This window comes from Nocardia sp. BMG111209 (genome assembly GCF_000381925.1).
Lineage (GTDB): Bacteria > Actinomycetota > Actinomycetes > Mycobacteriales > Mycobacteriaceae > Nocardia.
Genome location: NZ_KB907307.1, coordinates 308,880 through 321,293, shown reverse-complemented (window position 1 = coordinate 321,293; position 12,414 = coordinate 308,880). Strand labels below are relative to the sequence as shown.

The 12,414-nt window shown below is 69.2% G+C and carries 9 protein-coding genes and 1 pseudogene; 5 read left to right on the top strand and 5 right to left on the bottom strand.

The window, feature by feature from the left end:
- Positions 1–11: 11 nt before the first annotated feature.
- The 5 genes from G361_RS0101240 to G361_RS0101220 form a co-directional block, all read right to left on the bottom strand.
- Positions 12–1,151, bottom strand: a complete 1,140-nt coding sequence (locus G361_RS0101240; protein WP_026342573.1) for a thiolase family protein — start codon at positions 1,149–1,151, stop codon at positions 12–14.
- Positions 1,152–1,245: 94 nt separating this feature from the next.
- Positions 1,246–2,253, bottom strand: coding sequence for a hypothetical protein (locus G361_RS0101235; protein WP_155981236.1), 1,008 nt, complete (start codon positions 2,251–2,253; stop codon positions 1,246–1,248).
- Between the two features lie 15 nt (positions 2,254–2,268).
- Positions 2,269–3,291, bottom strand: coding sequence for a Rieske 2Fe-2S domain-containing protein (locus G361_RS41780; protein WP_019925218.1), 1,023 nt, complete (start codon positions 3,289–3,291; stop codon positions 2,269–2,271).
- A gap of 63 nt (positions 3,292–3,354) precedes the next feature.
- Positions 3,355–4,596, bottom strand: a complete 1,242-nt coding sequence (locus G361_RS0101225; protein WP_019925217.1) for a cytochrome P450 — start codon at positions 4,594–4,596, stop codon at positions 3,355–3,357.
- 2 nt (positions 4,597–4,598) lie between these two features.
- Positions 4,599–5,711, bottom strand: coding sequence for an NAD(P)-dependent alcohol dehydrogenase (locus G361_RS0101220; protein ID WP_019925216.1), 1,113 nt, complete (start codon positions 5,709–5,711; stop codon positions 4,599–4,601).
- Between the two features lie 261 nt (positions 5,712–5,972).
- Between G361_RS0101220 and G361_RS50660 the strand changes: the two are divergent.
- From G361_RS50660 to G361_RS0101200, 5 genes and pseudogenes are all read left to right on the top strand, one after another.
- A pseudogene (locus tag G361_RS50660) lies at positions 5,973–7,508 on the top strand (acyl-CoA synthetase); the annotation flags it as partial.
- A gap of 42 nt (positions 7,509–7,550) precedes the next feature.
- Entirely contained in the window at positions 7,551–9,113 is a 1,563-nt protein-coding gene (locus tag G361_RS50655) for a class I adenylate-forming enzyme family protein (RefSeq protein ID WP_231386984.1), read from the top strand.
- Position 9,114: 1 nt separating this feature from the next.
- Positions 9,115–9,879 carry an enoyl-CoA hydratase/isomerase family protein gene (locus G361_RS0101210; protein WP_019925214.1) on the top strand — a complete coding sequence of 255 codons (765 nt, stop codon included), beginning with the start codon at positions 9,115–9,117 and terminating at the stop codon, positions 9,877–9,879.
- A 123-nt stretch (positions 9,880–10,002) separates the two neighbouring features.
- On the top strand, positions 10,003–10,995 hold the full coding sequence (locus tag G361_RS0101205) for an alpha/beta hydrolase family protein (RefSeq protein WP_019925213.1): 993 nt from the start codon (positions 10,003–10,005) through the stop codon (positions 10,993–10,995).
- A complete protein-coding gene (locus tag G361_RS0101200; RefSeq protein WP_019925212.1) occupies positions 10,992–12,413 on the top strand; it encodes an MFS transporter in 1,422 nt (473 codons plus the stop codon). The genes G361_RS0101205 and G361_RS0101200 overlap by 4 nt, the downstream gene beginning before the upstream one ends.
- Position 12,414 lies beyond the last annotated feature (1 nt).

Below are 12,414 nucleotides of genomic sequence, written 5' to 3'. Positions count from 1 at the left end.
GCCCGGCTCGGTCAGAGCAGTTCCAGGACGGTGGCATTGGCCATGCCGCCGCCCTCGCACATGCTCTGCAGGCCGTAGCGAATTCCGTTGTCCACCATGTGATGTACCAGGCGCGTCATCAGGATCGCGCCGGATCCACCGAGCGGATGGCCCACCGCGATCGCGCCGCCGAGCGGATTCAGCCGCTTCGGATCGGCGCCGGTCTCCGCCAGCCAGGCCAGCGGCACCGAGGCGAACGCCTCGTTGATCTCGAAGGCGCCGATGTCGCCGATCGACAATCCGGTCCGGGCCAGCACCTTCGCGGTCGCGGGGATCGGGCCGGTCAGCATCATGATCGGATCGCTACCGGCGACCGCGAATCCGTGCAGCCGGACCAGCGGCCGCAGTCCCAGCTGGGCGGCCTTCTCGCCGGTGGTGATCAGCAGTGCGCCGGCGCCGTCGGAGATCTGCGACGAGTTACCGGCGTGGATGACCCCGCCCTCCTTGAAAGCCGGTGGGAGCGAGGCCATCCGCTCCGGCGTGGTACCGCGGCGGACCCCCTCGTCCACGGTGAGCCCGGTGCCCTCGACCGGTACGTACTGCGTCGCGAAGGCGCCGCCGTCGATCGCCGCGGCGGCCAGATCGTGTGAGTTGAGGGCATATTCGTCGAGTTGCTGCCGCGACAGCCGCCACCGCTCGGCGATCATCTCGGCCCCGATGCCCTGATTCGGCGTCTCCGGATAACGTTCGCCGAACAGCGGGCCGAACGGCTCACCGAACCGGCCGCTGGTCACCGAACCCATGGGCACCAGGCTCATCACCTCGGCGCCGCCGGCCACCACCACCTCGGCCTGACCCGACATCACCAGGGCGGCAGCGAAATGCGCCGACTGCTGCGACGAGCCGCACTGCCGGTCGATCGTGGTGCCCGGCACGGACTCCGGCCACCCGGCGGCCAGCACCGCGTTGCGGGCCATGTTCAGCGCCTGGGCGTCCACCGGCTGCACGCACCCCCAGACCACATCGTCGACCACGGCCGGATCGATCCCGGTCCGCGCCACGAGCGCTCGCAACACCCACGCGGACAGGTCGACCGGATGCACACCGGCATAGGAGCCGTTGCGCTTGCCGATCGGCGTGCGCACGGCGGCGACGATCACCGCATCTCTCATGATTCATCCCATCCGGCGCCCGGTCGCACGCGATGCGTTGCCGGGCAACCATTCTCACGGTCGACTGTCTGTCGGGTACCGATCCGGCCGCGCCTCACGGCATTCCGATCGGCCGGCCGTCGACGAGCTGATCGAGGATCTCCACGATGCCGAGCCCGTGCCGTCCGTCGTCGGTGCCGAATTCGTAGGCGGAGTAACCGATCCGGGTGATCGCCCGGGTCCCGTCCGCCGCCGCGGTGACGTGCCGCAGCGGCACGAATTGTTCGGGCCGCCGGACGGTTCCGGTGAGCCGGAACGCACCGGCCGGCGCGCGCAGCGCGCAGTCCACCCGCCGCCCGAACCCGTCGGGGGTCCAGTCCAGGCGCAGATCGTCCAAGGTCGCCTCGGCGGTGACGCCGTCGGACACCACGGCCGCCCGCCGAGTCAGGCCACCGTCGTGGCGGCTCACCTCGAGCGCCATCACGGCGCTGCCGTCGTCGAGAATCGCGGTGACCCAACGGTGATACCGCAGGCCCGACCACTCCCGCGGTCCCCAGGAATGATCGCGCAGCCCGCCCCCGGCCATCGGATAGGACCGATCACCCACCCGCAGTTCGCCACCGACCCGGACGAACTGCTCGTAGTGACCGACGGCGAGACTGTCCTCGAGCACATGCGCCGGATCGTTTCCGTCGGTGCCGAACGACATTCCGTCACCGGCGACCTCGAACCGCAGTGCCACACCCACCTTCGGGGCCGCGCGCAGCGCCGCACCCGGATCCGAGAGTGCCCGCGGCTCGGTGAATTCCGACATGTCCCCGGTGAAGGTCAGCCGCTGCCGGGCGTGCGGCTCGTCGATCTCGATGGCCAGCGACCCGACCTCGAACGCGTCCGGCGGTATCGCGGCGGCCTTCTCGAACGCGGCCAGGGTCCGCCCGTCGGGCAGGAAGATCAGTGCGGTGGACTGCGCCGCGGACCGATTCTGCTGGACGGCCGCGCGGACCCAGCCGACGATGCCCGTCGACGCGGAGGCGAAGTTGTAATAGGTGCTCTCGTTGTAGTTCGCCGACCCGTCCGGCCGATGCCGGAATTCGTGCTGCGGATCGATGGTTTCCGCGAACATCGACACGATTCTCCCTCAGTGTCCGGCGGCGGGTTTCGATTCGCCGTTCGGGCCGAAGTAGAACTGCTTCGACCAGCGCCGGAACGAGGCGTAGGCGTCGGCCTCGCGGCCCGCGAACGGCGGATGTTCGACGTAGCGCTGGTTCTCCCAGATCTTGAAATCGTGCCGGATCTGGCCCTTCTGGAAGGTGATCATCTTGCCCGACCGGCCGGTGGGCTCGTCGCCCGCGTCGCCCGGTTCCCGGGTGGCGGTGATGGTGTCGAACAGCTTCGAATGCTCGGCGTCCACCGGAGTCGTGGCGGTCAGCTGCGAGGTGACGAACTCGCCGACCTTGAACCGGGCGTTGGACAGGCCCAGACCCCAAGCCTCCGTTTCGATCTCACCCTCCATCGGACCGTCCGGGGTGAGCCACGTCTTCGCCTTGTTCGCTCCGAACAGGAAGCTGATCCGGGTCCGCAGATAGTGCTCCTTCTCCTCCCAGAGGATGGGATTGCCGGCGCGACCGGCCCCGTGGACATAGGGGAAGTGCTCGAAATCGGGGGTGTTCTCCACCGGCGACTGCGGGATGATCTTGCGGATCCCGATGTGGTCGGCGCCCTGCGGGAAGATCGGGTAGAAGTTCTCCTCGTCCAGGAATTCCGTGATACCCGGCCACTCCCAGAAGGGTTCGCGGCCGAAGCCGTCGTACCACGCCAGCAGCAGCCCGGCGACCTCACGGGTGTGCCACGCCGGAATCCGCACGCGGCGATCGGCTTCCGGGTCGTACGGGATGGTGCCGAGCGATCCGTCGCCGCGCCACTGCCAACCGTGGAACGGGCATTCGATGCAGTCGCCCTGGACCTTTCCGCCGTAGCCGAGATGCGCGCCCAGGTGCGGGCAGTACGCGTCCAGCAGCGACGCCTGTCCGTCCTCGGTGCGGAACAGGACCAACTGCTGATCGAAGTACTTGACCGGCTCGACGTCGCCGGTCTTCAGCTCCGCCGAGTAACCGATCTGGTACCAGCCGGTGGGGAATGCCTCGTACGGCCAATCGCGCATATCGTGTTCTCCTTCGTGATCGGCCGATCCGATCGGCCGTGTCGATCGCTTCGGACCGGCGGTTCAGGCCGGGAAGTGGGCGGGTAGATGTTTGATGCCGTGGACGAAGGTGTTCTTCAGCCACACCGGTTCGCCGATCTCGACCTTCGGTGTCCGCGTGAGCAATTCGCGGAACAGCGCCCGCAGCTGGGTCTTCGCCACATGACTGCCGAGGCAGTAGTGCACGCCGCCGCCCCCGAAGCCGATGTGCGGGTTGTGGTTCCGCGTGATGTCGAAGACGTCCGCGGTACCCCCGAACGCCGACGCGTCGCGATTGCCGGAGCAGTAGAACAGCGCGACCTTGTCGCCGGCGTTGATCCGGGAGCCGCGGATCTCGGTGTCGCGGGTGGCCCGTCGCGAGAACGACATCACCGCCGAGGCCCAGCGCACGAATTCCTCGACGGCGCCGCCGATCCGGCCGTCCCAGTCCGCGAGCAGCCATTCCCGCTGTTCCGGATTCCGGGCCAGCCCCAGCATCGCGTGCGAGGTGGTCTGTTTGGTGGTGTCGTTGCCGGCCGAGGACAACAGGATCATGAACGCACCGATCTGGTCGTTGGTCAGCCGGTGACCGTCGATCTCGGCCTGGACGATATTGGTCATCAGATCGTCCTCGGGCTTGCGGCGGCGCGCCTCGGCGATCTCGATCGCGGCGTTGCGCAGCAGTTCGACCTGGGTGAGCATGATCGTCAGGCTGTCCACATCGGTGGCCATCTTCTCCTCGCCGGCGCCGAACAACGCCTCGGCGGCGCGGCGGACCGGTTCGCGATCCTTCTGATCGATCCCGATCATGTCCGAAACCGTGTGCATGGGAAGCAGACTCGAACAGGCGGAGACGAAATCGACGTCGCCCGCGCCGATCAGCCCGTCGACGATCACCCGCGCGGTCTGCTCGATCTGATGCTGGATGCGCTTGACCTGGCGCGGGGTGAACGCGGCGGCGATCAGCTTCCGGAAGATGGTGTGTTCCGGCGGATCCATGGTCAGGAAGAACGACATCGCCACCTGTGGTTCCTTGGGCATCGGGCTGACCGCGACACCCTCGGCGGAGGTGAACAGCTCGGAATTCTTGCTGACGTAGACGATGTCCTGATGCGTGGTCGCCGCCCAGAATCCGGGCTCCGTATAGGGGAAATCCGCGGGCAGCGGCGCATGCCAGGTCGGGCCGGCCTCGGTGCGCAGCCGCGCGAAGCTCCGCTCCCGCTCGTCGAAGGTGCTGTCCCAGAACGCCTGGGAGGAGATGTCGATCGAATGATGTTCCGGCGTCATGACTACAGCGACCCTTCGTCGGAGGTGAGCAGAACCGGCTTCACGGTCAGTCCGGCCCGGGAATCGGCCTCGGCCTTGTCGATATCGGCGAACGGATAGGTCCGCACGAGCCTGTCGAACGGGAATCTGCCGCGCCGCCACAGCTCGATCAGCTGCGGGATGAACACCTGCGGCACCGCGCTGCCCTCGAGCAGATACGACATCGACCGGCCGTTGCCGAGCAGATAGGGATTGAGCGGGATCTCCTCGAGCCCCACCCCGACCAGACCGCAGAAGCCGCGCACCGCAAGCGAACTCAGCGCGGTGACGATCACGCTCGGGATCGCGGTGGTGTCGAGGGCGTAGTTCACCCCGCCGCCGGTGAGATCCCTGATCCGCGCGGCGATCTCGGGATCCGCGCCGTCGAGGGCAGTGATCGCCCCGAGTTCCAGCGCCAGCTCCCGGCGCGCCGGATTGACGTCGACGGCGATGATCGCGCCGGCGTTGACCAGCGCCGCCGCCATGACCGCGGACAGGCCGACGGCCCCCGCGCCGAAGACGGCGATCGTCTCACCGGGCCGCACACCCATCTCCAGCAGCACCGACCCCGCACCGGTCTGGATGCCACAGCCCAACGGCCCCAGCAACGACAGCGGCAGATCGGGATCGACCCGCACGACATTGCGCGCGGTGGCCACGGCATGCTCGGCGAAACTCGACTGACCGAACCAGCGGGCCGCGATCTGCTCCCCGGTCGCGGAGACCGCACCCGCGGACTCGTCCCGGCGCTTACCCGAGGTGTTCAGCAGGTCGAAATGGTGGCAGTAGGACGGCTCCCCGCGGTGGCAGCGCTCGCACGCACCGCACGACTCGAAACTCAGCACCACGTGATCGCCGGGCCGGACCGCGGTCACGCCGCGGCCGACCGCCTCGACGACCCCCGCGCCCTCGTGCCCGAGCACCATCGGCAGCGGGAAGATTCCCGGCGGCAGCAGGCGGGGAATCATGTCGGTGTGGCACATCCCGACGCCGGTCACCCGGACGATCAGTTCGTCGTCCCGGGGATCCGCCAACTCGATCTCCTCGACCGAATAGGGGGCCGTGGGGTCTCTCAGCACCGCGGCGCGAGTACGCATATCCGTCTCGATTTCTGACTTGCGAGTGATGGGTTCGGCGATTTTAACCCACCAAGTGGTTGGTTATAGACAGTAGCAGTCCGCACTTCGGGCGGTCAATCGAGGTAACGGCCGTGCGACATCGCGCGGCCTCCGCCGAAATCCCATCGGTCGCCCGTAGTCGACCGTATGGTTGGGTAAGATCCACTCGACCAGTGGGATGCCGGCAGCGGGGCCCACCGCACGCCGCCGGCTCCGACGAAGTGAAAGGACGACGGGATGCTGTATCCCGCCACATACGCCGCCGAGGACCCGGATCGGGCCGCGGCCGTACTGGCCGAGACGGGTGAGGTGCTCACCTACGGGCAGCTCGAGCAGCGCTCGGTCCGCCTCGCGAATGCGCTCCGGGCGGCCGGACTGCGTCCCGGCGACGTGCTCGCGCTGCTCACCGAGAACACCCTGCGGGCCTTCGAGGTGTACTGGGCGGCACTGCGTTCCGGCCTGTACCTCACCGCGATCAACCGCTCGCTGACCGCGGACGAGGTCGCCTACATCGTGAACGATTCCGGCGCCGCCGCGCTGGTGGTCTCCGGCGGCACACCCGAATTGGCCGCGGTCGCGGCGGCGGTGGCCGACCGCACGCCGAAGGTCCGGCTGCGCCTGGCCTTCCACGGCCCGGTCCCCGGCCACGACGACTACGACGAGTGCCTCGCCGCCGCGTCCCCGGTCCGGCCCGCGGATCAGCCGCACGGGACACCGATGCTGTACTCGTCCGGCACGACCGGATTCCCGAAGGGCGTGCGGCCGGATCTGCCGCCGTATCAGATCGGCGACGCGCGCGGTGAACCCATGCTCACGATGATGCGCAACCATTTCGGCGTCGGCCCCGACACCGTCTACCTCTCCCCCGCACCGCTCTACCACGCCGCACCGCTGCGCTGGTCCGGATCGGTGCAGGCGCTCGGCGGCACGGTCGTGATCATGCGGAAGTTCGACGCCGAGGGCGCGCTGCGCGCGATCGACGAATTGCGGGTCACCCACGGCCAGTTCGTGCCCACCATGTTCATCCGAATGCTGCGGTTGCCGAACGCGATTCGCGCGGCCTACGACGTGTCCTCGATACGCCGCGCGGTCCACGCCGGGGCCCCGTGCCCGGTGGAGGTGAAGCAGGCGATGATCGACTGGTGGGGCCCGGTGCTGTACGAGTACTACTCCAACACCGAGGGCAACTGCATGACCATGGTCGACAGCCCCACCTGGCTGCAGCGCCCCGGCACCGTCGGCAGACCCATCATCGGCGTCCTGCACATCTGCGACGACGAGGGCCGGGAACTGCCCGCCGGGCAGATCGGCACCGTCTACGGCGACCGCCCCGAACACCGCGTCGTGTACCACAACGATCCCGAGAAGAGCGCCGCCGCAAGGCATCCCGAGCATCCGACCTGGACCACCGCGGGCGATGTCGGCTACGTCGACGAGGAGGGCTACCTGTACCTGACCGACCGCAAGTCCTTCATGATCATCTCCGGCGGCGTGAACATCTATCCGCAGGAGGTGGAGAACGCGCTGGCCCTGCACCCCGCCGTCCACGACGTCGCGGTGATCGGCCTACCGGACGAGACGATGGGCGAATCCGTCACCGCCGTCGTACAACCCGCCCCCGGGGCGACACCCGGCCCCGAATTATCCACGGAGATCATCGAATTCGTCCGCACTCGGATCGCCCACTACAAGGCCCCCCGCACCGTCCGCTTCGTGACCGACCTGCCCCGCACCGAAACCGGCAAACTCCAGAAACAGCTACTGCGGCAACGGTTCTCCACGGCGACAGCCGCGACACCGGCCGGGTCGTCGCAATGGGTGACGCCGGTGTCGGACGTGCTGATCGAGGAGTCGGTACCGCAGTTGCTCGCCCGCCGGCTGCCGGAGATCCACGATCGGCGGGCCCTGTTGTGGCCGGTCGGTGATCGCTTCGAGCAGCTGACCTACGGCGAACTCGCCGACGCGGCAACGCTTGTCGCTCGTGCGCTCGCGACCACCGTCGCACCCGGGGACCGGGTCGGGATCTGGTCACGCAACAGTGTCGAGTGGGTGATCCTGCATTACGCCTGCGCGCTCGCGGGCACGATCGCCACCCCGTTCAACACCGCGTGGACCGCGAGCGAACTGCGCTACGCGATCGACCTCACCACACCGTCGATCGTGTTCGCGGGCCTCGATCGCGACGACGGATCCCTCACCGGCCGAGCGCGGGAGACCGCCGGGCCGATCCCGGTCCACGACCTCGCCGGCCTGAACGACTGGGCCGCAACGGTTCCCGCGGGGGACCTACCGCAGGTCGCACCCGAGGCGCCGCTGCTGATCCAGTTCACCTCCGGGACCACCGGCCGGTTCAAGGGCGCGATCCAGAGTCATCGCGCCCTGCTGAGTTCCGCCGCGCTGCGCGCCGCCCACGACGTGATCCCCGACGACGACGTCTGGCTCAATCCCATTCCGTATCACCATGTCGGCGGCTTCTGCCACGTGATCCTGGGTGGTCTGGTCAACGGCGGCGCGATGGTGGTGATCGACCGGTTCAGCGCGACCGAGATGCTGCGGCTGCTCGATCTGGGCGAGATCACCCGCATCGGCGGCGTACCGACGATGATCGACGACATCGCGGACCGGGTCCTCGAATCCGGCCGCAGGATCGCGCTGACCTCGGTGGCGACCGGCGCCGCCACCGTGACCCAGCATCTGATCGACAAGGTGCGCAACGCCTTCGGCGCGGTGATCGTCACCACCTATGGGCAGTCCGAATGCCCCACCATCACCGATACCGAACCCGACGCCGATCCCGCCACCCTCGGCGCCACCATCGGCCGCCCGGTCGCCGGTACGACGGTCCGCATCGTCGACCCCGAGTCCGGCCGGACCGTACCGCTGGGCGCGGTCGGCGAGATCCGCGTCCTGTCGCCGTGCACCATGCTCGGCTACTGGGGCATGCCCGAGCAGACCGCGGAGACCACCGGCCCCGACGGGTATCTGGCCACCGGCGATCTCGCCTCGATGTCGGCCGACGGGTACCTCGCGTTCGCCGGCCGCGCCCGGGACGTGATCATCCGCGGCGGCGAGAACATCTACCCCGCCGAGATCGAGGAGGTACTGCTCGCCCATCCGGGTGTCGCCGGCGCGATCCTGGTCGGCCTCGACGATCGGCGCCTCGGGGAGCGGGTCGCCGGCGCGGTGATCCGGACCCCGAGCTCACAGGTCACCGCCGCCGAACTCACCGCATACCTGCGCGACCGGATCGCGTACTTCAAGCTGCCCGCCGTGTGGCGCTTCGTCGACGCGTTCCCCATGACCGCCTCCGGCAAGATCCAGCGATTCCGCATCCGCGACATGATGAACGCGGACAGCGGCGAACACCCCGAGGACCACTGAGATGCCGATACTCCTGAAGCGCGACAACGGAATCGCGCACGTGACCCTCGATCGGCCCGAGCGCCGTAACGCGCTCACCGTCGCCGATTTCGCGCAGCTGCGCGACATCTTCGACGAGATCGCGGTGACCGGCGCCGACCGCGCGGTCCTGATCACCGGCGCCGGCAAGGGATTCTGCGCCGGCGCCGATCTCGGCGACGGACTGCCGACCGAGCACCCGAGCACCGTCATGCGCCCGATCAACGACGCCTTCCGCGCATTGCACCGGCTCCCGCAACCGGCCGTCGCCGCGGTACACGGCGCCGCCTTCGGTGCCGGGATGAGCCTGGCGCTGGGCTGCGACCTCGTGATCGCCGCCGACGACGCGGTATTCAGCCAGATATTCGTCCGGCGCGGTCTGTCCCCCGACACCGGCAGCTCCTGGCTGCTCCCCCGGATCGTCGGCCTGCACACCGCGAAACGCCTTGCCCTGCTGGGCGATACGATCACCGCCGCACAGGCGCAGACCCTCGGCATCGTCACCGAGGTGACCACCACCGACCGCCTCACCGAAACCGCCACCGCCTACGCCCGCCGCCTCGCCGACGGCCCGCCCATCGCCCTGGCGCTGACCAAACGCCTCCTCGACGCCGCGTCGACCACCGGCTTCGACGAGGCCCTGGAGGCCGAGACCGCGGCCGTCGCCGTCAACGTGGCCACCGCCGACATGGCGGAGGCCTTCACCGCCTTCGCCGAGAAACGCCCGCCGATCTTCCGCGGGCGGTGAGGACCACCCAGCGTCGCGCGAGCGGATTGGTAACGGCCACAGTATTGCCCGAATGACGGGCGGGCCGGTGCCCGGATGTCCTTGACTCCGGTTCGGGGTCATCGCATCGGGGCAGGAGTCGACATGCCGGGATACTCGCGGCGAACGGGCATCGTGTTGCTCGCCGTTTCGCTACTGCTGTGCTGGGGGTGGGCCGGCGCGCATGCCGATCCCCCGCGCGCGGACACCGCGCAGATCCGGGAGCTCGGGCGCGGGCCCGGCCGGCAGACGCAACTCGAGGTGTATTCGGCCGCGATGGAGCGGGGCGTGCGGATCACGGTGCTGCGCGCGGCCGATCCGGCCGCGCCGGCGCCGACGCTGTACCTGCTCAACGGTTCCAGCGGCGGTTCGGACGGAAATTGGCTCGACCACACCGATCTCGACGATTTCCTCGCCGACCGGCAGGTCAACGTCGTCGTGCTGATGGACGGGGCGGGCAGCTATTTCACCGACTGGCGAACGGACGATCCGGTACTCGGGAAGCAGCGCTGGACCACGTTCCTGACCCGGGAACTGCCGCCGATCGTGGATCGCGAATTCCGCGGCACCGGCGCCGATGCCATCGCCGGGGTGTCCATGGCCGGGACCTCGGTATTCCAATTGGCGCTCGCCGCACCGGGTTTCTACCGGGCGATCGGTTCCTTCAGCGGCTGTGCGCGCACCAGCGACCCCACCGGCCAAGCCATCGTCTCGACCGTGGTCGGCACCCAGCGCGGCACCGCCGCCGATATGTGGGGGCCGCCCGACGATCCGGCGTGGGCGGCCAACGACCCCTATCTGCACGCGGACCGATTGCGGGGCACCGCCGTCTATGTGGCCTCCGGCAACGGCCTGCCGGGCGCGAACGAAAATCTCGGGTACACACACGGCGACGCGGTCCAGCTGATCTACCAGTTCCTGTTCGGGATGCCGCTGGAGGCGATCGCGAACACCTGCACCCGCCAGTTGCAGGATCGGCTGCGCGCGTTGGCGATTCCCGCGACCTTCGATCTGCGGCCCACCGGCACCCATTCCTGGGGCTACTGGCAGGACGATCTGCACCGAGCCTGGCCGATGTTCGAGGAGTCGCTGCGATGACCCGCAAAGAGGCGGCGGTGGCGCTCGGTTCCTTCGGCGCCTGCCTGATCTCGGTGTTCATGCAGATGATCGATGTCACGATCGTCACCACCGCGCTGCCGGTCATCACCGGCGAGCTGGGGGCCACCCGCTCCCAGCAGTTGTGGTTCGTGGCGGGCTATTCGCTGGCCTTCGCGTGCGTACTGCTCACCGCGGCCCGGCTCGGCGCGATCGCGGGCCGCCGGCGCATGTTCCTGTGGTCGGCGGCGGCCTTCACCGCCGCCTCGCTGTGGTGCGGAATGTCCACCGGCGCGGTGGAATTGGATATCGCGCGGATCGTCCAGGGGGTGGCGGGCGCGGGGATGGCGGCGCAGACCATCGCGATCATCACCGCCTCCTTCCACCGCGACCACCAGCCGTACGCCTTCGCCGCCTACGGCGCCACGGCCGGATTCGCGGGCATGCTCGGCCCGATCCTCGGCGGCGTGCTGATCACCGTGGATCCGTTCGGGCTGGGCTGGCACGTCATCTTCCTGATGAACCTGCCGCTCGGCGTCCTGGCCGTCGGCCTCGCCGCGAGGTACCTGCGGATCGGCCCGGCCCCGCAGCGCCCGCCGCTGGATCTGCGCGGCTCCGTGATCGCCACGGCCGCACTGTTCCTGCTGCTGTTCGCGCTCGCGGACACCGGGCACGCGGGATGGCGGCCGTGGCAATGGGGTTGTACCGCCGCCGCATTGACACTCGGTGCGCTGTTCGCGGCCCACGAGCGGGCCACCCGGCGCCGCGGCGGGGTCGCGCTGGTGCGACTGGATCTGTTCGGCGACCGGGGATTCGGGATCGGCTCGGTGCTGGTGACGGTCTTCTTCGGGCTGTTCACCGCCTTCGTGTTCACCGTCTCGGTGTTGCTGCAGGAGGTGCTGCGATTCTCCGCGCTGCGCACCGGAATCGCCATGACCCCCTTCGCGATCGGGGCCGGCGTCGGCGCGGTGCTGTCGCCGAGATTGGTGCACCGCTTCGGTATCCGCGCGCTCGCCGCCGGCGTCGCGGGGTTCGGCGGCCTGGTCGCGGTGGGCGTGGGCTACCTGTATATGCGCGCGGGGGCGATCGACCTGCCGCTGGTGACGGTGCCGGTGTTCCTGGCGGGCTTCGGCGTCGGGGTGTTCGGTGTCCCGTTGCAGCCCATCATGCTCGCGGGCCTGGACGACGACGCGGTGAACGAGGCGTCCGGACTGCTGCCCACCGTCGAGCAGATCGGCAATTCGGTCGGGCTCGCGGTGCTCAGCGCGCTGTTCTTCCGCGCGCACACGCTGACCGGCGCCATGACCATGCTGAGCGCGATCGCCGTCGCCGCCCTCGGTCTCGGCGTCCTCGCGCTGGCGCTGCCCGACCGCCGCGCCGCGGCCGCCGCGACGCCGTGGAGCCGGGCCGCTACCCCCTGAC